We start from the raw sequence: 19,318 nt of genomic DNA on the forward strand, positions 1-19,318 counted from the left end.
GAGACAACTTTTCTCCCTTCGCCACCGCGCCTCAACCCTGGTTGCCGGCCGATTCCAGCTTGCGCCACAACAGACGCACGTTGGCCTTGCGCACCAGGGCGCAGCGGTACAGACGAATCTCCAGCGGTACGTGCCACTGCGCCGCGCCGCAGATGGCCAGCTCGCCGCGCTCCAACTCACCGCGCATCGACAGGCGCGGCACCCAGGCCACGCCCATGCCTTCCAGCGCCATGCTCTTCAGGCTGTCGGCCATGGCCGTCTCGCACACCGTGGTGTAGCGCAGGCTGCGCTGGCGCAGCAGCAGGCTGACCGAGCGCCCGAGAAACGCGCCGGCGCTGTAGGCCAGCAATGGCACGCTGGTGTCGCCCTCCAGGTCGAACAGCGGTTTGCCGTCGTCGCCCACGGCGCACACCGGCAGCATTTCCGTGGTGCCCATGTGCAGCGAAGGGAAGATCTCGGCGTCCATCTGCAAGGCGGCATCGGGGTCGTAGAAGGCCAGCATCAGGTCGCAGCCGCCCTCGCGCAGGGCATGCACGGCTTCGCCGACGTTGGTGGCGACCATGCGCGTGGCGATGTTGAGGCCGTCGTTGCGCAGTTGCGCCACCCAGTGCGGGAAGAACCCCGAGGCCAGCGAGTGCGCGGCGGCGATCTGCACCACCTCGCCCTGCCCGCCTTCGAGGTGGTGCAAATGGCGCAGCACTTCGCCCAGCTGATCGACCACGGTACGCGCCGTGACCAGAAACAGCTGCCCGGCTTCGGTCAGCTCGATGGGCGTGCGCGACCGGTTGACCAGGGTCAGGCCCAGCGCGGCCTCCAGGCTGCGGATACGGCGGCTGAAGGCCGGCTGGGTGACGAAGCGCCGCTCGGCGGCCTGGGAAAAGCTGCGGGTGGCCGCCAAGGCGCTGAAATCTTCCAGCCATTTGCTTTCGAGGTTCATGAAGCTCGTCTCCCGCGCGCACCAAAATGGAACACGCTCGTTGATCAATCCGCGTCACATCAATCGGTATGCCGTTTGTGCATAGGTTAGCGTGCATCAGCATTGGCCGCAAAAACCGCGCAGGCCTAGGATTGGCGGCATTCCGGCACATGCCGGGGCCAACTCGAGATGATATCCATCATGTCCGCTGCTGCATCGTTCCGCGTCGAAAAAGATCTGCTTGGCACCTTGGAAGTCCCTGCCGATGCCTACTACGGCATCCAGACCCTGCGCGCCGCCAACAACTTCCACCTCTCCGGCGTGCCGCTGTCGCACTACCCGAAGCTGGTCGTGGGCCTGGCCATGGTCAAACAGGCCGCCGCCGACGCCAACCGTGAGCTGGGCCACCTGAGCGATGCCAAGCACGCCGCCATCAGCGCCGCCTGCGGTCGTCTGATCAAGGGCGACTACCACGAGCAGTTCGTGGTCGACATGATCCAGGGCGGGGCCGGCACCTCGACCAACATGAACGCCAACGAGGTAATCGCCAACATCGCGCTGGAGGCCATGGGCCACCAGAAGGGCGAGTACCAGTACCTGCACCCCAACAACGACGTGAACATGGCGCAGTCGACCAACGACGCCTACCCCACCGCGATCCGTCTGGGTCTGCTGCTGGGCCACGACGCGCTGCTGGCCAGCCTCGACAGCCTGATCCAGGCCTTCGCCGCCAAAGGCGAGGAGTTCAACCACGTCCTGAAGATGGGCCGCACCCAGCTGCAAGACGCCGTGCCGATGACCCTGGGCCAGGAATTCCGCGCCTTCGCCACCACCATGACCGAAGATCTCAACCGTCTGCGTTCGCTGGCACCGGAACTGCTCACCGAAATCAACCTGGGCGGCACCGCCATCGGTACCGGCATCAACGCCGACCCCGGCTACCAGGCTTTGGCCGTGCAGCGCCTGGCGCTGATCAGCGGCCAGCCGCTGGTGCCGGCCGCCGACCTCATCGAAGCCACCTCCGACATGGGCGCCTTCGTGCTGTTCTCCGGCATGCTCAAGCGCACGGCGGTCAAGCTGTCGAAGATCTGCAACGACCTGCGTCTGCTGTCCAGCGGCCCGCGCACCGGCATCAACGAGATCAACCTGCCGGCGCGCCAGCCGGGCAGCTCGATCATGCCGGGCAAGGTCAACCCGGTGATTCCGGAGGCCGTCAACCAAGTGGCCTTCGCCATCATGGGCAACGACCTGGCGCTGACCGTGGCGGCCGAAGGCGGCCAGCTGCAGCTCAACGTGATGGAGCCGCTGATCGCCTACAAGATCTTCGACTCGATCCGCCTGCTGCAACGCGCCATGGACATGCTGCGCGAGCATTGCATCGTCGGCATCACCGCCAACGAACAGCGCTGCCGCGAACTGGTCGAGCACTCCATCGGCCTGGTCACCGCGCTGAACCCGTACATCGGCTATGAAAACGCCACCCGTATCGCCCGCGTCGCCCTGGAAACCGGCCGCGGCGTGCTGGAACTGGTGCGCGAGGAACAGTTGCTGGACGAAGCGATGCTCGACGACATCCTGCGCCCGGAAAACATGATCGCTCCACGTCTGGTGCCGCTGAAAGCGTAACCGACCGCAACACCCGTCTCACCAGGTCGGGGGGACTAGACACCTCCTCACCTTTCGAGGGCCCGCGCACATGCGCCGGGCCCTTTTTTTATTCTTTGCGAAACCCTGGAAACACAAGCGATATCGCTGTCGGTTGGGCTTGGGTTGAAGGTTGTGACTAGGCGCCCGCAAGATTCACAGCCTGTACGTACGGGAACCGTACACGCTTTACAAGCGATTTCGGTACGGGTATCGTACGTACGAAGTCCAAAGACTTGTTCAATTCCATGGAGAGGAAAATGTAATGTGTAATACCCCAGCCTCGGGACGCAGAGTTGCGCACTCTGGAATTAACTAGAAAAAGGAATTCTAATTTTACTTGATACCTCTGTAGGTGAAAAATATGGCAACCCCCGTCGATAGCTTAGACGCTAGCAAAAGCGCTCGTTTAGATCTGAAAACGACCGAATTCGCAAAGGAGTTCATCCGTAAAGCTGCTGCTATCTCAGGCTTGGACATGACGTCGTTCATCATGTCGTCTGCCTTTGAAAAAGCAGAAGCTGTCATGTCGAGTTACAACAGGCTCCAGCTCTCCAGTAGAGCGTTCGAGAGACTGCATGAGGTTTTACGAGACAGTGAAACCGATGCAACGCCAACCGATGAATTGGTGCGATTGATGAGGCTGAAAAATGAGCGCACAAGCGCAAGAGAACGAAAATTACGTAGTTGACAATCAACTCAAAGACAATATCGAGAACTACAAACTCTCGAAAAGCTTTTCTTGTGGCCAGCCCGCCCTTGATAACTACTTCTTTTCCAAATTGAAGCGTGCACTGAAAAGCGAGAATGTGGGAGCGCTGGGCGTTGTCAATGAACAGGGCGAGCTTTTCGGATTTTGCACGTACACGTTCGAATTCCTCGTCCGTAAGGCAGTGGCCGCGGTGGCCCCGCAGAGCAACCAGCCCCGTGAGGTTCCGGCCGTGAAGCTGAGCGTGCTGGCTGTGGATGGCAAGTATCAAGGTCTTGGTATTGGTACTGAGTTGCTGATGCATACGCTGGAAAATACACTGCGTGTCCACGAGATCATTCCTGTAAAGGGCTTGTATCTCGACGCGGTGGAAAGCGCGGAAGCATTTTATGCTAAGTTGGGATTCAAGAAGTTGGACAACCCCTCGGCTCCAGCCGGATGTATTCCGATGTTCCTACCTATCAAAGTCATCGCGAATGCTGTGTCACTGAGCTAGCGGTCACTGTCAGTCAGACACTGTCCAAGACTGATGTACCGCAGGGTGTCTTTGTCTTTCCGGGATTAGTGAATACGCGTACTCGCTGCTGCAATTGAAAAACGCTAGCCTGGCGGGTAGGCTCCTCCGGCTTCTGAGCACTGGTCAGGTCAGGCGAGTTTTCCTTATAACAATATTTATTTCCAGACCCACGCTGGCCTGCAGGGTCACTAGGCGTTGTCTGAAAATTCCTTATGCTTTTCCATGCCACTTTGAAATCGCCTGTGTCGCCATTCCAGGCTCGGCACCCCCCCTACTTTTACAAGGCCGCCATCGGCCTCGCTTAGCCTTCGTCTGAGTAATTTTCAGAAAAAGCCCCCGATCGTAGCGAAACAGATCACGGATCTCCTCTCTTCGTCATCGGTAACCACCCACCCGGCATACAACTTGCTCTCCTATGGCTTCCAGCCCCCTCGGACAGCCAGCATGCTGCACAGCCACCTCACCACCCTCAACGCGGTTTCGCTGATCCTCACGACGTTCGCAGCGCGCGGCGTCGATGCGCGTCTGCTGCTCGACGGCAGCGGCATCACCCCCGCCGACCTGGGCCGCGCCGACGCGCGCATCACCACCCAGCAGGAGTTGCAGGTGTGCGCCAACGCTGTGGCCCTGCGTGCCGACATCGGCCTGGAACTGGGGCGGCGCATGCATGTGTCGAGCTACGGCATGCTCGGCTATGCCCTGCTCTCCAGTGCCACTTTGGGTGACGCCCTGCGCCTGGCGCTGCACTTTCCGGCACTGCTGGGAACAATGTTCCAGCTGCGCCTGATCGAAGACGGACCCCGGGTCTGGCTCAGCGCCAGCGAACACCATGACGCGCCGGGCCTGGCGGCTTTCAACGCCGAGTTCTGCCTGGTGTCGCTCAAGGTCATCTGCGACGACCTGCTCGGCCGCCCGCTGCCGCTGCTGGGCGCGCGCTTCCAGCACCCGCGCCCGGCCTATCGACCGGCCTACGCACAGACCTTCGCCGGCCCGCTGACCTTCCAGGCCGACGACAACGCCTTCGCTTTCGACCGTCATTGGCTGGACACCCCGCTGCCCCTGGCCGACCCCATCACCCACCAGGCCATGGCCGAGCGCTGCCGACGCCTGAACCTGGAATTCACCGGCCGCCAGGCCTGGCTCGGGCGCATCCGTCTGTTGCTGCAGCAGCAGCTCGACGCCGCGCCCGGGCTGGAGGGCCTGGCGCGGCAGATGAACTGTTCCTCGCGCACCCTGCGCCGGCACCTGCACAGCCTGGGCAGCAGCTACCAACAGTTGCTCGACGAGTTGCGCTTCGAACGTGCCAAGCAATTGCTGACCGAAGCCCAGGTGCCGATCCACCGCATCGCCGAGGCCCTGGGCTTCAGCGAGACGGCGAGCTTCCGGCACGCCTTCCAGCGCTGGAGCGGCATGGCGCCGCGGCACTACCGAGGCTGAAGGTCAGGCACACGGCTTGGCCATATCCATCCCTTTTTGGCCGCACGCACCGTCCAGGCTCGCCTGTCGCACCCAGCACAATGGCCGCACGCCAGTGAACCGGAGACCCCACATGCTGACGATCTATTCGGATGACCACCGCCTGCACCACGGCCGCTGCGAGTTGATGGACGGCCAGCTGATGCCGTGCTTCGAAATGCCGGCGCGGGCCGACCACGTGCTCGAACGGGTCAAAGCGCGCCAATTGGGCGAAGTGCGCGGCCCCACCGATTTCGGCCGCGCACCGCTGCAACGCGTCCACAGCGCCGCCTATCTGGACTTCTTCGAGGGCGCCTGGGCGCGCTGGGCGCAGCTGGGCCGCGACGGCGACCTGCTGCCCTTCACCTGGCCGGCGCGCACGTTGCGCTCGCTCAAGCCCACCAGCCTGCTGGGCGAACTGGGCTATTACAGCTTCGACGCCGGCGCGCCGATCACCGCCGGCACCTGGCAGGCCGCCTACAGCGCCGCGCAAGTCGCGCTGACCGCCCAGGCTGCCATCGAACGAGGCGCCTCTGCCGCCTTCGCCCTGTGCCGCCCGCCGGGGCACCACGCCGCTGCCGAAGTCATGGGTGGCTACTGCTACCTGAACAACGCCGCCATCGCCGCCCAAGCCTTTCTCGACCAGGGTCGGCGCAGGGTGGCCATCCTCGACGTCGACTACCACCATGGCAACGGTACGCAAGACATCTTCTACGCCCGCAACGACGTGCTGTTCGCCTCGATCCACGGCGATCCCCAGGCGGAATTCCCGTTCTTCCTCGGCTATGCCGACGAGACCGGCGAAGGTGCAGGCGTTGGCTACAACTTCAACTACCCACTGCCGGCCGGCAGCGACTGGGCGGCCTGGAGCGTCGCGCTGGACCAGGCCTGCGAACGCATCGCCGGCTTCGACGCGGATGTGCTGGTGATTTCCTTGGGTGTGGACACCTTCAAGGACGATCCCATCTCGCAGTTCAAGCTCGACAGCCCCGACTACCTGGCCATGGGCGAGCGTATCGCCCGGCTCGGCAAGCCGACCCTGTTCGTCATGGAGGGGGGTTACGCGGTAGCGGAAATCGGTATCAACGCAGTCAATGTGCTGGAAGGTTTCCAGCGCGCGCAATCGGGAGCCTGAACATGCTGCGACGCACCTCTGTCTTCGCCCCGCTCCTCGCCGCCGGCCTGCTGCTGGGCGGCGCGCTTGACGCCCAGGCCGAACAGCGCACCCTGCGCGTGTACAACTGGTTCGACTACATCACCCCGCAGACCCTCACCGACTTCAAGCAAGGCAGTGGGGTCAACCTGGTCTACGACATCTTCGACACCAACGAAGCCTTGGAAGCCAAACTGCTGACCGGTAATTCCGGGTACGACGTGGTGGTGCCGTCCAACGTGTTCCTCGCCAAGCAGATCGAGGCCGGGGTGTTCCAGCCGCTGGACCGCAGCAAGCTGCCCAACTGGCAGCACCTGGACCCGGCCCTGATGAAGCTGATCGAGGGCAACGACCCGGGCAACAAGTTCGCCGTGCCCTACATGTACGGCACCGTGCTGATCGGCTTCAACCCGGAGAAGGTCAAGGCCGCGTTGGGCGACGCCGCGCCAGTGGACAGCTGGGACCTGATCTTCAAGCCGGAGAACCTCTCCAAGCTCAAGGGTTGCGGCGTGGCGTTGCTCGACTCGCCCTCCGAGATCCTGCCTCTGGCGCTGGCGTACCTGGGCCTGGACCCCAACAGTGCACAGCCCGCCGACTACAAGAAGGCCCAGGACCTGCTGCTGAAGATCCGCCCCTACATCACCTACTTCCACTCCTCCAAATACATGGCCGACATCGCCAACGGCGACATCTGCGTGGCGGTCGGCTACTCGGGCAGCTTCTCCCAGGCCGCCAACCGCGCGCGCGAGGCCGGCAACGGCGTGGTGGTGGACATGCGCCTGCCCAAGGAAGGCGCGCCGATCTGGTTCGACATGCTGGCCATTCCAAAGAACGCCGCCAACCCGGACGACGCCCACGCCTTCATCGACTACCTGCTGCGCCCCGAGGTGATCGCGCCGATCAGCGATTTCGTCGGCTACCCCAACCCCAACAAGGACGCCACAGACAAGGTCAGCCCGGCCATCCGCAACAACCCCAACCTGTACCCGAGCGCCGAGACGATGGCCAAGCTGTACACCTTGAAGCCCTTGCCGCGTGATGCCGAGCGGGCGCGGACGCGGGCTTGGACGCGGATCAAGTCGGGCACCTGAAGCACAGCGCTTGGTGACGGCTCGAAGGGGTATGCTTGGCGCACGACATCGAGCCGCCAGCAGACGCGTTCGATGTGCATCAGGCACCTAAGGACGTAGTCGCCGAGGTCAGCGGGTATTGCCCGCAGACTCCGGTCACCTACCTGCGCCAGGCCTTGCGCAAACGCATCAGGGCCTCGGCGATCTGCCCTTCCGGTACCGCCGCAAAGCCCAGCACCAGGCCTGCCCGGGCGTCGAGCGGCGCGTCGCTGTCTTCGAGCCAGTAACCGCTCAAGGGATTGATCTCGACGTCTACCCCAGCCGCCCGGGCCACCAGTTCCTGCTCTCTGGCAAAGTTATCCACAACCAGCCGGACGTGCAGCCCTGCCGCGATCTCGGGCATGGCCGCCAACCCCGGTACGTCCGTCGGCCAGCCCGCCTTGAGCACGTTGCGCCGGCTCAGCGCCGCCTTGCGCATACGGCGGATGTGCCGCTGGAAATGCCCCTGGGCCATGAATTGCGCCATGACGCATTGGCTGCCGACCTCCGAATGTCGCACGGCCAACGCCTTGGCCTGGCTGAACGCCTGCACCAGACGGGGCGGCAACACCAGGTAGCCCAGGCGCAAGGCCGGAAAGGCGACCTTGCCGAAGGTGCCGACGTACAACACGCGGCCATGCCGGTCCAACGCCGCCAATGGCGCCAGGGGCGCACCGCTGTAGCGGTACTCGCCGTCGTAGTCGTCTTCGACGATCCAGCCGTCCTGGCGTTCGGCCCAGGCCAGCAGCGCCAGGCGCCGGGCCAGGCTCAGGGTGACGCCGGTGGGGTACTGGTGCGCAGGCGTGACATAGGCCAAGCGGCAATCGCCGAGCGCAGCCAGGTACGCGCAGTCCATTCCGTCCTCATCGACCGGTACGCCCAGCACACGAGCCCCGGCCAGGGCGAAGGCATTACCCGCAGCGCGGTAGCCTGGGTTTTCCACAGCGATGCGGTCCCCAGGCCGTACCAGCAGCTGTGCACAAAGGCTGATGGCTTGCTGCGAGCCGCTGGTGATCACAATTTGTTCAGCAGTGCAGGTGAGACCACGCGAGCGACGCAAGTAGGTAGCGATCAATTCGCGCAGGGCAGGTTCCCCTGCCGGGTTTCCATACCCGAGCTGCGCAGGGTCAGGGTTGCGCCAGAAACCCGCTTGCAGCTTGGCCCACACGTCGAACGGGAACAGATCGAAGGCCGGCACGCCGACGCGAAAAGCCCTTGGTTGACCCGTGCTTGGCAGTGGCAGGTGATGGTTTTTTAGCCGGTTCAAAGGGTCGATGAGGTCGCTCGAGCTGGATGAATGCTCAGTATCAGATGTGCAGAATGTGGATAAACCTGTTGATAACCTACGGGATAACCCTGTGGACAGATGTGTGGATAGTTTTTCGAGGTGGCTGACGTAAGTGCCGTCGCCTACCCGGCTTTCGATGAAGCCCTCGGCATACAGCTGATCGTAAGCACGCATCACGCTGTTGCGTGAAAGCCCCAGCATCTGCGCCAGGTCGCGAGTGGCAGGCAGCCGCGTGCCGCTACCCAGACGCCCATCCAGCACACGCTCGCGCAGGGCTTGGTAGAGCTGTTGGCTGAGACCACGACGGCGGTCGAGCACGAGCCCCGCCGGGTCGAAGGGCAACGCATGGGTAGGCTGGCGCACAGGATTGGTCCTATGAAATCGATAGGTAATGGTGCTTATAACGAACCATTAGCCTGCCTAGGATGGCCGTACTCCACAAGGATCAGCGCCATGTACGCGAGCAAACCCCACCAGGAACACGATCTCGAACTTCTGCACGGACACATGCTGGACACACGCTTGGCGATACTCGTCAGCCAAGGGCCCGCAGGGTTGCAAGCGACCCACCTGCCCGTCCTGGTGAAAACCGACGAAGGCCCGTTCGGCATGGTCTATGCGCACCTTGCCCGTGCCAACCCGCAGTGGCGCGATTTCGCGCACGGTCTCGAAGCGCTGCTGGTGTTTCCCGGGCCCGACGCTTATGTCAGCCCCGGGTACTACCCCAGCAAGGCGAGCAACCCCAAGGTGGTGCCCACTTGGAACTATACCGCCGTGCACGCCCATGGCCCGGTCGAGGTGATCCACCAGGCGGCGCCACTGCTGGCCATCGTCAGCGAATTGAGCGAGCGCCATGAACGCTCGCGGCCCGTGCCGTGGCAGGTGGCGGACGCACCTGCCGACTACCTCGAAGGCATGCTGCGCGCCATCGTCGGCATTCGCCTGCCCATCACCCGCTTGCAGGGCACGCGCAAGCTCAGCCAGAACCGCTCGGCCGCAGACCTCGCCGGTGTGCGTGAGGCACTGGGCGCCAGCTCCGATCCTTCGAACAATGCACTCGCAGCGCAGATGCGCGCCCTTTAAGGAGCACCAACATGCCGAACGTCACCCTACGCCCCGTCACCGCCGACGACCATGCCGCCTGGCTGGCCCTGTGGCAGGCGTACCTGAACTTCTACGAAACCGATCTGGCCGACGAGATCAGCGCCAGCACCTGGCAACGCCTGCTCGACCCCAGCGAACCGACCCATTCGGCGCTGGCCTGGGTCGATGGCAAGGCCGTGGGGATGGTCAATTGGATCTACCACCGCTCGAACTGGAGCATCGGCAACTCGTGCTACCTGCAAGACCTGTACGTCGATGCTCGGCAGCGCGGCCTGGGCATCGGTCGGCAGTTGATCGAGCACGTCTACCACACGGCCCAGGCGGCCGGCTGCGGCAAGGTGCACTGGCTGACCCACGAAACCAACGCCACCGCCATCGGCCTCTACGAGCAGGTGGCGGAGCGGCCGGGATTCATTCAGTTCCGCCGCAACCTGTAGGGCTCAGCGCAGGTTGGCCTTGAGTTGGGCGATGTGCTCGGGGCCGATGCCGCAGCAACCGCCCAGCAGGCTGGCGCCGCGGGCGCGCCAGTCTTGGGTCCAGCGCAGGTAGCCGGGTGGGTCGAGGTCGTCGCGCAGTTCGTCCAGGCCATCGTTGGCCGTGGCGTCCTTGGGTTGCGGCGGGAAAGCGTTGGCGTAGGCACCGATGGCGATGTCCACGCCCAGGCGCGCGAACACCGCCTTGGCCGCATCGATGGCCGCGCCGATGACTTCGGGCTGGCTGCAGTTGAACAGCAAGGTCTGCACGCCCAACGCGGCCACCGCCTCGGCCGCTGCGCTGACCGGCTCGCCGGAGCGCAGGCGCGGGTTGTCGTCGGTGTCTTCGTCCTGCAAGGTGAAGGACACCCAGAACGGTTTGCCGTCTTGCGGCAGGCGCGCGCGGATGGCCTGCACCTCGGCGATGGCGCTCTGGGTTTCGGCCAGCCACAGGTCCACGTAGGGCGCCAGACCGCGCAGCAAAGGCGTCAGCACCTCGTCGACCCGCTCTGCGGTGTACAGGTCGGGACGGTAGGAGCCGAACAGCGGCGGCAGCGAGCCGGCCACGCGCACCGGCTGCGCGCCGATGTCGGCGGCGCTGCGGGCCAATTGGCCCGCCGTCGCGGCCAGGGCCTGGCCTTCGGCGGCGAAACGCTCCTCACCGATGTGGAACGGCACCACCGCGTAGCTGTTGCTGGTGATGACACTGGCGCCCGCTTCGATGTACGCGCTATGCACGGCCACCACCGCTTCCGGTGCCTCGCTCAAGGCCAATGCCGACCACTCGGGCTGACGGAACGGTGCGCCACGGCGCTGGAGTTCGCGGCCCATGCCACCGTCGAGAATGATTAACGGACGTTCGCTCATATAATTTCCACTGCTATCGATATGAATAAAATTCACTAGTGACTTAATAGTTATAACTATTAAATATCGCCATTCGAATTTTTTAAAACTATTTCAGGTATATCCATGCGTTTTCCCGCCCTTCTGAGTGCAGGCCTGCTGGCCTTGAGCGTCGTGACCCAAGCCCATGCGGGCGAAACGCTGGAGCGGGTGGAATCGCGCAAGGAGCTGGTCAACGTGTTGATGGAGAGCTATCCGCCGTTTTCCTTCCTCAACGCGCAGAACCAGCTGGACGGTTTCGACGTGGACGTCGCCAAGGCCGTGGCCGACAAGCTGGGCGTCAAGCTGCGCCTGGAAACCCCTTCCTGGGACGTGATCGCCGCCGGGCGCTGGAGCGGCCGCTACGACATCTGCATCTGCTCGATGACACCGAGCAAGGCGCGCGCGCAGGTGTTCGACTTCCCGGTGGAGTATTACGCCTCGCCTGCGGTGATCGTAGTCAACACCAAGGACGAGCGCATCCATTCGGCCAAGGACCTCGACGGCCTGAAGGTCGGCCTGACCAGCGCGTCGAGCTATGAGAGCTACCTGAACAAGAACCTGGTGATCGAGGGCGCCGAAGACAAGAAGATCGACTACCCCTTCGACATGGTGCAGATCGCCCCCTACGACACCGACAACGTAGCCTTCCAGGACCTGGGCCTGGGTGCCGGCGTGCGCCTGGACGCCATCCTCACCAACCTGGTCACCGCCCAGCCGCGCCTGAACCAGGACAAACGCTTCAAGCTGGCCGGTGCGCCGTTGTACGAAGAGCCCAATTCGGTGGCCATCGAAAAAGGCGACCCGGAGTGGGACGCCAAGGTTCGCGCGGTGTTCGCCGAACTCAAGGCCGACGGCACCCTGGCGCGCCTGTCGCAGAAGTGGATCGGTGCCGACATCAGTAAATGAGTAGCCATCGACCTGAATCGGGGCCTAACACGCATGCGCCAGGCCCGCGCCTGTTCGGCTTTCGCACGCGCCTGTACCTGACCTGGCTGGCTTTGCTGGCGGTGTTCGTGGGGTTCTTCCTCAGCTTCGATCTGCAGTTCGCGATCATCGTCGAGAAGTTTCCCAACCTGGCAGGCTTCAGGCTCGGCCCCAACGGCTTTCTGCAAGGCGCGGCACTGACGCTGTTCCTGTGCCTGTGTTCGATCGTGGTGTCGGTGGCCCTGGGCTTCGCCGCGGCGCTGGCGCGCTTGTCGCGCAGCGCGGTGCTGCTGGGCATCGCCAGCTTCTACACCTCGTTCTTCCGCGGTACGCCACTGCTGATCCAGATCCTGCTGATCTACCTGGGCCTGCCGCAGATCGGCCTGGTGCCGGGCGCGATCAGCGCCGGCATCATCGCCCTGTCGCTGAACTACGGCGCCTACCTCAGCGAAATCTTCCGCGCCGGCATCATCGGCGTCGCCCAGGGTCAGCGCCAGGCCGCCCTGGCCTTGGGCATGCGCCCCGGCACGATCTTCTGGCACGTCACCCTGCCCCAAGCCATGCGCACCATCATTCCGCCCACCGCCAACCAGTTCATTTCCATGCTCAAGGACTCGTCGCTGGTGTCGGTGATGGGCGTGTGGGAAGTGATGTTCCTGGCGCAATCCTACGGCCGCTCCAGCTACCGCTATCTGGAAATGCTGACCACGGCGGCGGTGATCTACTGGCTGCTGTCGATTGCGTTGGAGTTGGTGCAGGCGCGGTTGGAGCGGCATTTCGGCAAGGGGTATCAGCGCTAGGCGCTTATGTCCGACTGGACTTTATCGGGTACGGCCAGGCCCCTTCACTATGCCTATCTGCAGGCCTAAGGGTGCGAATACGGTGTTGAGCGGCGTACAGCTTCCGCCTACTCCTCTCGCCTTCGGATTCAGTTGCTCCAAAGACGCAAGCGGCGGGTTGAGTACAGGTCAGTGTATTCCTTGGGGCCTGTGTTTCTAGTTGGCACGCGTCTTAGTGTGGGAGCGGCTTCAGCCGCGATGGCCGGCAAAGCCGGCCTAATCCAGGCGACACGACCCCTGACAGATCGCGGTGGCTGGCTTGGGCCTGCGGTGCAGGCCATCGCGGCTCAAGCCGCTCCTACAGGGTAAGCAAGCCCTTGAGGATTACGCGTTCGTTAAGCGACCGGCTTGGCGCGTCAACAAGGGGTAGAACTCAAATTCTGGATGGGGGTCGCCAGTTCTTAACGATCAGCCGCTTGATACGGCCAAGCGCTTCAGCGAAAAGCATCTGCTGGAGGCTTGACCAGAAACAAAGCATCAATACGGTTTCAACTGACCGGCACTAGCCTGCGCTTTCCCTTCATGACCTTTAGTGCAGGCCGCTATCAGCCTTCCACCTCCACCAGAATTTCCCCCGGCGTCACCCGATCGCCCTTGGCCACATGGATGGCCACGACCTGGCCCGCGATCGGCGCCTGCACTTCGGTTTCCATCTTCATGGCCTCGGTGATCAGCACCGCCTGGCCGGCCTTGACCGTGTCGCCTTCCTTGACCAGCACATCGACGATGTTGCCCGGCATGCTGGTGCTGACGTGGCCTGGAGCGCTAGCCTGCTTGCGCTTGCTGCCACCGCCGCCGACGAACTCGTTGAGCGGCTCGAACACCACTTCCTCGGGCATGCCGTCGATGGACAGGTAGAAGTGGCGCTTGCCCTCGGCCTTCACGCCGACGCCGGTGATGTCGACGCGGTAGGTCTCGCCGTGCACGTCGATGACGAACTCGGTTGGCACGCCCTCGCCGTCCGGCGCAGCCACGGCGCCGGCTTCCGGGATCGGCAGCAGCACTTCGGGGGTGAGGGTGCCGGCTTCGCGCTCTTCGAGGAACTTGCGCCCGATGTCGGGGAACATGGCGAAGGTCAGCACGTCTTCTTCAGAGCGCGCCAGGGCGCCGATGTCGCCGCGTAGCTTGGCCATCTCCGGCTTGAGCAGATCGGCCGGGCGCACGTCGATCACCTCTTCGCTGCCGATGGCCTGGCGCCGCAGGCTTTCGCTGACCACGCCCGGTGCCTTGCCGTAACCGCCTTGCAGATACAGCTTCACTTCGTTGGTGATGGTCTTGTAGCGCTCGCCGGCCAGCACGTTGAAGAAGGCCTGGGTGCCGACGATCTGCGAGGTCGGGGTCACCAGCGGCGGGAAGCCCAAGTCTTCGCGCACCCGCGGGATCTCGGCCAGCACTTCGCCCATGCGGCTCAACGCGCCTTGCTCCTTGAGCTGGTTGGCCAGGTTGGAAATCATCCCGCCGGGCACCTGGTTGACCTGCACGCGGGTGTCCACGGCGGTGAATTCGCTTTCGTACTGGTGGTACTTCTTACGCACGGCGTAGAAGTACAGGCCGATTTCCTGCAACAGTTCCAGATCCAGGCCGGTGTCGTACTCACTGCCCTTGAGCGCCGCGACCATCGATTCGGTGCCGGGGTGGCTGGTGCCCCAGGCGAAGCTGGAAATGGCGGTGTCGATGTGGTCGGCGCCGTTTTCCACGGCTTTGAGCTGGCACATGGCGGCCAGGCCGGCGGTGTCGTGGGAGTGGATGAACACCGGCAGCGACTGCTCGGCCTTGAGCGCCTTGACCAGTTCGCCGGTGGCGTAGGGCGTGAGTAGGCCGGCCATGTCCTTGATCGCGATCGAATCGCAGCCCATGGCTTCCATCTGCTTGGCCTGGGTGACGAAGGCCTCGATGGTGTGCACGGGGCTGACGGTGTAGGCGATGGTGCCCTGGGCATGCTTGCCGGCGGCCTTCACCGCTTCGATGGCCACGCGCAGGTTACGCACGTCGTTCATGGCGTCGAAGATGCGGAACACGTCGATGCCGTTGACCGCCGCCTTGGCCACGAAAGCCTTGACCACATCGTCGCTGTAATGGCGGTAGCCGAGCAGGTTCTGCCCGCGCAGGAGCATTTGCAGGCGCGTGTTGGGCAGCGCGGCGCGCAGCTTGCGCAGGCGCTCCCACGGGTCTTCCTTGAGGAAGCGCACGCAGGCGTCGAAGGTGGCGCCGCCCCAGACTTCCAGCGACCAGTAGCCGACTTTGTCGAGCTTCTCACAGATCGGCAGCATGTCTTCGGTGCGCATGCGCGTGGCCAGCAGCGACTGGTGGGCGTCACGCAGGATGGTGTCGGTTACGTGGATCTTCTTGGACATTCTTATCTCCTTTGAGCGGCAGGCTCTTCAGCTGCAAGCGGCCGGTGAAGGTGGACCGGCTTCGACTTGCGGCTGGACGCAGGCCGCTCGAATTTCAAAGGCCTGCGTGGGCGGCGATGGCGGCGGCGATGGCCAGGGCCAACTCTTCGGGTTTGCGCTTGATCGAGTAGTTGGTCAGTTCAGGGTGGGCTTCGACGAAGCTGGTGTTGAACTGGCCGCTACGGAATTCCGGGTTGCGCAGGATTTCCTGGTAATACGCGGCGGTGGTCTTGACCCCTTGCACGCGCATGTCGTCCAGGGCGCGCAGGCCGCGGTCCATGGCTTCTTCCCAGGTCAGCGCCCAGACCACCAGTTTCAGGCACATGGAGTCGTAGAACGGCGGAATGGTGTAGCCGGTGTAGATCGCCGTGTCGGTGCGCACGCCCGGGCCGCCGGGGGCGTAATAGCGGGTGATCTTGCCGAAGCTGGGCAGGAAGTTGTTCTTCGGGTCTTCGGCGTTGATGCGGAACTGCAAGGCGAAGCCGCGGTGGACGATGTCTTCCTGCTTGACCGACAGCGGCAGGCCCGAGGCGATGCGGATCTGCTCGCGGACGATGTCGATGCCAGTGATTTCTTCGGTGATGGTGTGCTCGACCTGTACCCGGGTGTTCATCTCCATGAAGTACACCTCGCCATCGGCGAGCAGGAACTCCACGGTGCCGGCGTTCTCGTAGTTCACCGCCTTGGCCGCGCGCACCGACAGGTCGCCGATGTAGGCGCGCTGTTCGGGGGTCAGCTGTGGGCTGGGGGCGATCTCGATGAGCTTCTGGTTACGTCGCTGGATCGAGCAGTCGCGCTCGAACAGGTGCACCACGTTGCCGAAGCTGTCGCCGAGGATCTGCGCCTCGATGTGCTTGGGATTGACGATGCACTTTTCCAGGAACACTTCGGCCGAGCCGAAGGCCTTGGTGGCCTCGGAAATCACCCGGGGGAAATTCTGCTCCAGCTCTTCGCGGCTGTTGCAGCGGCGGATGCCGCGCCCGCCGCCGCCGGAGGTGGCCTTGAGCATCACCGGGTAGCCGATGCGCTCGCCTTCGCTCAGGGCCTCGTGGATGTCCGCCACGTTGCCTTCGGTGCCGGGGGTGACCGGCACGCCCGCCGCGATCATGGCGCGGCGCGCTTCGGTCTTGTCGCCCATGCGGCGAATGACTTCGGCGGCAGGGCCGATGAACTTGATCCCGCGCTCGGCGCAGATTTCCGCAAGTTCCGCGTTTTCCGAGAGAAAGCCGTAACCCGGATGCAGCGCATCGCAGCCGGTTTCCACCGCCAGGTTCACCAGCTTGCGCGGGTTCAGGTAACCGGCCAGGGGCTCGGCACCGATGCTGTAGGCCTCGTCGGCACGCTTGACGTGCAAAGCATGGCGGTCGGCATCGGAATAGATCGCTACCGAACGGATACCCATCTCGGCGCAGGCCCGCACGATACGGACCGCAATTTCACCCCGGTTGGCGATCAGGATTTTTTTTATCACTTGGAGTCTTCCCAAAGCCGTGGAACGTAACGAGCCGCATCAGGGGCTCGACGCGTGACCGGATGTTTCAGCCGGTCGCACCTGCAACGTAGCGCCGTAGGATGATAAACAAAAATCAATATTTGTTAGGACGTGCATTAGGCAAAGCTTATAGTTGCCACACCGTTCATGGCCCAAGGTTCGCTGAATATGCGTAAGTCATTGATGCGCATGACATTGCGTCAATTACAGGTTTTCAACGAAGTGTGCGACTTGCGTTCCTACAGCCGCGCCGCTGAAGAGATGTCGCTGACCCAACCCGCCGTGAGCTTGCAGATCCGTCAGCTCGAGGAGCTAGTCGGGCAGCCGCTGTTCGAGTACGTCGGCAAGAAGCTCTACCTCACCGAAGCGGCCGAAGCCCTGCAACGCGCCAGCCGCGACATCTTCGGCCGCCTGGAAAGCCTCGACATGCAACTGTCGGACATGCAGGGCTCGCTGCAAGGCCAGTTGAAGCTGGCGATCGAATCCAGCGCCAAGTACTTCGTGCCGCACGTGTTCGCCGCCTTCAAGCAGCGCAACCCGGAAGTGAACCTGACGCTGACGGTGGTCAACCGCGCGCAGGCCATCCGGCGCCTGTCGGACAACCGCGACGACCTGCTGATCATGTCGATGGTGCCCCAGGACATGGGCCTGGATTTCCTGCCCTTCCTGAACAACCCGATCGTCGCCGTGGCGCCCAACGACCATCCGCTGAGCCAACGCCAACAGCTGCGCTTGCAAGACCTGGAACCCTACCCCCTGCTGGTGCGCGAGCAGGGGTCGGGCACGCGCAAGGCCTGCGAGGAGTACTTCAAGGAGAAGCGCGTGCACTTCGCCGAAACGCTGGAAGTGGCCTCCGGCGAAGCGCAGCGCGAGTGCGTGGTGGCGGGGCTGGGCATCGCCCTGCTCACCCGCCATGCGGTGAGCCTGGAGCTGGCGCGGGGCCTGCTCACGGAGCTGCCGGTGGAGGAGCTGCCGTTGTACCGCAGTTGGTGCGTGGTGCAGTCCAAGGCCAAGCGCCAGTCGCCGGTGGCGCTGGCCTTCGCGGCGTTCATTCGCAGCGAGCGTGCGCTGATCAGTGAGATTGTCGAGCGCTTCTCGGGGACGCCGCCGTCACCTGCCAGGGGCTGATCTCGGGGGAATCGGGAAAACAGGCGATGTCGCGCAGCAGTTGGCGCTGGTCGCAGTAGCTTTCGATGGCGCGGCGATATTCCATGCGGCGCTGGTCGCGTTCCTGCTGCTTGCGCGACTTGGCGTTGGGTTGGTACGAACCGTCTTGTTCACGAATCATGACCTGTCTCCCAGACTGGATGCGGGAATCCAGCCTGGCGCGAGCCCTTGACGGTTTGATGCCAGGCGGATGACAGAATCGTGAAATTCGCCGTGTGAGCAGGATTTGACGATCAGGTGTGTCGGATCAATCTTCAGCCGTCTTGATCGACTTGGGCGACAGCCGCAGGCTGCGCAAGCTGCGCTTGACGCTCTTGAGGTGGTTGACCAGGTTCGGCCCACGGGCCATGGCTACGCCCATGGCCAGCACGTCGATGACCACCAGGTGGGCGATGCGCGAGGTCAGCGGAGTGTAGATTTCGGTGTCTTCATGCACGTCGATGGCCAGGTTGACCGTGGACAGCTCGGCCAGCGGCGTTTGGCTCGGGCACAGGGTGATCAGGTTGGCGCCGGTTTCGCGCACCAGGTTGGCGGTGATCAGCAAATCCTTGGAACGGCCGGACTGGGAAATGCACACCGCGACGTCGCCGGGTTTGAGCGTGACCGCCGACATCGCCTGCATATGCGGGTCGGAATAGGCCGCGGCGCTGAGCAGCAGGCGGAAGAACTTGTGCTGGGCATCGGCCGCCACCGCGCCGGAGGCGCCGAAACCGTAGAACTCCACGCGCTGGGCATGGGCCATGGCCTGCACGGCCCGTTCGAGGGCCTCGGGGTCCAAGTGCTCGCGCACTTCCATCAGGGTATGCAGAGTGGTGTCGAAGATCTTCAGGCTGTAGTCGGCGACCGAGTCGTCTTCGTGGATCGCGAACTGCCCGAAGCTGGCGCCCGCCGCCAGGCTCTGCGCCAGCTTGAGCTTGAGGTCCTGGAACCCGGTGCAACCGATCGCCCGACAGAAACGCACGATGGTCGGTTCGCTGATGCCGACGCTGTGCGCCAGATCGGCCATCGAACTGTGCATGACGGCGGCGGGGTCCAGCAGCACGTGGTCGGCGACCTTGAGCTCCGATTTACGCAGCAGATGGCGCGATTGGGTGATGTGTTGCAACAGATTCACGGGCGGGACTCGTAAAGGATCGACAGGCAGAATGTAGCTTTCTTGTAGTTATACTACATGCCTGCCGAAGCGCCCAGTTAAACCCACCTGGCACTTTGTCCAGACCCTGCGGCCTGCGCCCGCCGACATCGGG

The 19,318-nt window shown here is 63.5% G+C and carries 18 protein-coding genes; 11 read left to right on the plus strand and 7 right to left on the minus strand.

The features are described 5' to 3' along the window. Positions 1-31 precede the first annotated feature (31 nt). Positions 32-937 (minus strand): LysR substrate-binding domain-containing protein, encoded by a 906-nt coding sequence (locus AA0Z93_RS07340; protein WP_413045734.1) that lies wholly within the window; start codon positions 935-937, stop codon positions 32-34. A gap of 180 nt (positions 938-1,117) precedes the next feature. Here AA0Z93_RS07340 and aspA point away from each other — a divergent pair, with 180 nt between their 5' ends. The 6 genes from aspA (at position 1,118) to AA0Z93_RS07370 (ending at position 7,485) form a co-directional block, all read left to right on the plus strand. Continuing rightward, complete coding sequence (aspA, locus tag AA0Z93_RS07345; RefSeq protein WP_296266973.1) at positions 1,118-2,542, plus strand: aspartate ammonia-lyase; 1,425 nt, start codon at positions 1,118-1,120, stop codon at positions 2,540-2,542. A gap of 382 nt (positions 2,543-2,924) precedes the next feature. Continuing rightward, positions 2,925-3,251, plus strand: a complete 327-nt coding sequence (locus tag AA0Z93_RS07350) for a DUF1778 domain-containing protein (protein WP_413045733.1) — start codon at positions 2,925-2,927, stop codon at positions 3,249-3,251. Further along, positions 3,211-3,765 (plus strand): GNAT family N-acetyltransferase, encoded by a 555-nt coding sequence (locus tag AA0Z93_RS07355; RefSeq protein ID WP_413045732.1) that lies wholly within the window; start codon positions 3,211-3,213, stop codon positions 3,763-3,765. Before AA0Z93_RS07350 ends, AA0Z93_RS07355 begins: the two co-directional genes overlap by 41 nt. 465 nt (positions 3,766-4,230) lie before the next feature. After that, on the plus strand, positions 4,231-5,223 hold the full coding sequence (locus AA0Z93_RS07360; RefSeq protein WP_413045731.1) for an AraC family transcriptional regulator: 993 nt from the start codon (positions 4,231-4,233) through the stop codon (positions 5,221-5,223). Between the two features lie 112 nt (positions 5,224-5,335). Continuing rightward, the gene (locus tag AA0Z93_RS07365; RefSeq protein ID WP_413045730.1) at positions 5,336-6,376 is read left to right on the plus strand and encodes a histone deacetylase family protein; all 1,041 of its coding nucleotides are present in this window, start codon (positions 5,336-5,338) and stop codon (positions 6,374-6,376) included. A 2-nt stretch (positions 6,377-6,378) separates the two neighbouring features. Continuing rightward, positions 6,379-7,485 carry a polyamine ABC transporter substrate-binding protein gene (locus AA0Z93_RS07370; RefSeq protein WP_413045729.1) on the plus strand — a complete coding sequence of 369 codons (1,107 nt, stop codon included), beginning with the start codon at positions 6,379-6,381 and terminating at the stop codon, positions 7,483-7,485. A gap of 139 nt (positions 7,486-7,624) precedes the next feature. Here the strand turns inward: AA0Z93_RS07370 and AA0Z93_RS07375 are convergent, their stop codons facing one another. After that, a complete protein-coding gene (locus AA0Z93_RS07375; RefSeq protein ID WP_413045728.1) occupies positions 7,625-9,154 on the minus strand; it encodes a PLP-dependent aminotransferase family protein in 1,530 nt (509 codons plus the stop codon). Positions 9,155-9,244: 90 nt separating this feature from the next. Between AA0Z93_RS07375 and AA0Z93_RS07380 the strand changes: the two genes are divergently transcribed. Beyond that, on the plus strand, positions 9,245-9,874 hold the full coding sequence (locus AA0Z93_RS07380) for an FMN-binding negative transcriptional regulator (RefSeq protein WP_413045727.1): 630 nt from the start codon (positions 9,245-9,247) through the stop codon (positions 9,872-9,874). Between the two features lie 11 nt (positions 9,875-9,885). After that, positions 9,886-10,332 (plus strand): N-acetyltransferase family protein, encoded by a 447-nt coding sequence (locus AA0Z93_RS07385; RefSeq protein ID WP_413045726.1) that lies wholly within the window; start codon positions 9,886-9,888, stop codon positions 10,330-10,332. A 3-nt stretch (positions 10,333-10,335) separates the two neighbouring features. Here AA0Z93_RS07385 and AA0Z93_RS07390 read toward each other — a convergent pair whose 3' ends face one another. Further along, on the minus strand, positions 10,336-11,235 hold the full coding sequence (locus tag AA0Z93_RS07390; RefSeq protein ID WP_413045725.1) for a homocysteine S-methyltransferase family protein: 900 nt from the start codon (positions 11,233-11,235) through the stop codon (positions 10,336-10,338). A gap of 105 nt (positions 11,236-11,340) precedes the next feature. Here AA0Z93_RS07390 and AA0Z93_RS07395 point away from each other — a divergent pair, with 105 nt between their 5' ends. Together AA0Z93_RS07395 and AA0Z93_RS07400 are read left to right on the plus strand one after the other, a co-directional pair. After that, entirely contained in the window at positions 11,341-12,162 is an 822-nt protein-coding gene (locus AA0Z93_RS07395; RefSeq protein ID WP_413045724.1) for an ABC transporter substrate-binding protein, read from the plus strand. Continuing rightward, entirely contained in the window at positions 12,159-12,980 is an 822-nt protein-coding gene (locus tag AA0Z93_RS07400; protein ID WP_413045723.1) for an amino acid ABC transporter permease, read from the plus strand. The genes AA0Z93_RS07395 and AA0Z93_RS07400 overlap by 4 nt, the downstream gene beginning before the upstream one ends. Positions 12,981-13,564: 584 nt before the next feature. Here AA0Z93_RS07400 and oadA read toward each other — a convergent pair. Together oadA and AA0Z93_RS07410 are read right to left on the minus strand one after the other, a co-directional pair. Then, positions 13,565-15,373 (minus strand): sodium-extruding oxaloacetate decarboxylase subunit alpha, encoded by a 1,809-nt coding sequence (gene oadA, locus AA0Z93_RS07405; RefSeq protein WP_413045722.1) that lies wholly within the window; start codon positions 15,371-15,373, stop codon positions 13,565-13,567. Positions 15,374-15,467: 94 nt separating this feature from the next. Next, positions 15,468-16,883 carry an acetyl-CoA carboxylase biotin carboxylase subunit gene (locus AA0Z93_RS07410; RefSeq protein WP_413045721.1) on the minus strand — a complete coding sequence of 472 codons (1,416 nt, stop codon included), beginning with the start codon at positions 16,881-16,883 and terminating at the stop codon, positions 15,468-15,470. A 189-nt stretch (positions 16,884-17,072) separates the two neighbouring features. On the opposite strand from AA0Z93_RS07410, the gene AA0Z93_RS07415 reads away from it, so the two are divergent. Beyond that, on the plus strand, positions 17,073-18,032 hold the full coding sequence (locus AA0Z93_RS07415) for a LysR family transcriptional regulator (RefSeq protein WP_413045720.1): 960 nt from the start codon (positions 17,073-17,075) through the stop codon (positions 18,030-18,032). Here the strand turns inward: AA0Z93_RS07415 and AA0Z93_RS07420 are convergent. Together AA0Z93_RS07420 and hexR are read right to left on the minus strand one after the other, a co-directional pair. Further along, positions 17,977-18,192, minus strand: coding sequence for a PA3496 family putative envelope integrity protein (locus AA0Z93_RS07420; protein WP_413045719.1), 216 nt, complete (start codon positions 18,190-18,192; stop codon positions 17,977-17,979). The genes AA0Z93_RS07415 and AA0Z93_RS07420 overlap by 56 nt on opposite strands. Before the next feature lie 126 nt (positions 18,193-18,318). Then, entirely contained in the window at positions 18,319-19,185 is an 867-nt protein-coding gene (hexR, locus tag AA0Z93_RS07425; protein WP_413045718.1) for a transcriptional regulator HexR, read from the minus strand. Positions 19,186-19,318 lie beyond the last annotated feature (133 nt).

Origin of the sequence: Pseudomonas phoenicis (assembly GCF_047302395.1) — a bacterium.
In the GTDB taxonomy this organism is placed as follows: Bacteria; Pseudomonadota; Gammaproteobacteria; order Pseudomonadales; family Pseudomonadaceae; genus Aquipseudomonas.

Bases quoted from the DNA above. Each gene is read 5' to 3' on its own strand.
- AA0Z93_RS07400 (WP_413045723.1), top strand. From the start codon at position 12,159: ATGAGTAGCCATCGACCTGAATCGGGGCCTAACACGCATGCGCCAGGC.
- oadA (WP_413045722.1), bottom strand. From the start codon at position 15,373: ATGTCCAAGAAGATCCACGTAACCGACACCATCCTGCGTGACGCCCAC.
- AA0Z93_RS07385 (WP_413045726.1), top strand. From the start codon at position 9,886: ATGCCGAACGTCACCCTACGCCCCGTCACCGCCGACGACCATGCCGCC.
- aspA (WP_296266973.1), top strand. From the start codon at position 1,118: ATGTCCGCTGCTGCATCGTTCCGCGTCGAAAAAGATCTGCTTGGCACC.
- AA0Z93_RS07355 (WP_413045732.1), top strand. From the start codon at position 3,211: ATGAGCGCACAAGCGCAAGAGAACGAAAATTACGTAGTTGACAATCAA.
- AA0Z93_RS07365 (WP_413045730.1), top strand. From the start codon at position 5,336: ATGCTGACGATCTATTCGGATGACCACCGCCTGCACCACGGCCGCTGC.
- AA0Z93_RS07390 (WP_413045725.1), bottom strand. From the start codon at position 11,235: ATGAGCGAACGTCCGTTAATCATTCTCGACGGTGGCATGGGCCGCGAA.
- AA0Z93_RS07415 (WP_413045720.1), top strand. From the start codon at position 17,073: ATGCGTAAGTCATTGATGCGCATGACATTGCGTCAATTACAGGTTTTC.
- AA0Z93_RS07340 (WP_413045734.1), bottom strand. From the start codon at position 937: ATGAACCTCGAAAGCAAATGGCTGGAAGATTTCAGCGCCTTGGCGGCC.
- AA0Z93_RS07420 (WP_413045719.1), bottom strand. From the start codon at position 18,192: ATGATTCGTGAACAAGACGGTTCGTACCAACCCAACGCCAAGTCGCGC.
- AA0Z93_RS07360 (WP_413045731.1), top strand. From the start codon at position 4,231: ATGCTGCACAGCCACCTCACCACCCTCAACGCGGTTTCGCTGATCCTC.
- AA0Z93_RS07370 (WP_413045729.1), top strand. From the start codon at position 6,379: ATGCTGCGACGCACCTCTGTCTTCGCCCCGCTCCTCGCCGCCGGCCTG.
- AA0Z93_RS07350 (WP_413045733.1), top strand. From the start codon at position 2,925: ATGGCAACCCCCGTCGATAGCTTAGACGCTAGCAAAAGCGCTCGTTTA.
- AA0Z93_RS07380 (WP_413045727.1), top strand. From the start codon at position 9,245: ATGTACGCGAGCAAACCCCACCAGGAACACGATCTCGAACTTCTGCAC.
- AA0Z93_RS07395 (WP_413045724.1), top strand. From the start codon at position 11,341: ATGCGTTTTCCCGCCCTTCTGAGTGCAGGCCTGCTGGCCTTGAGCGTC.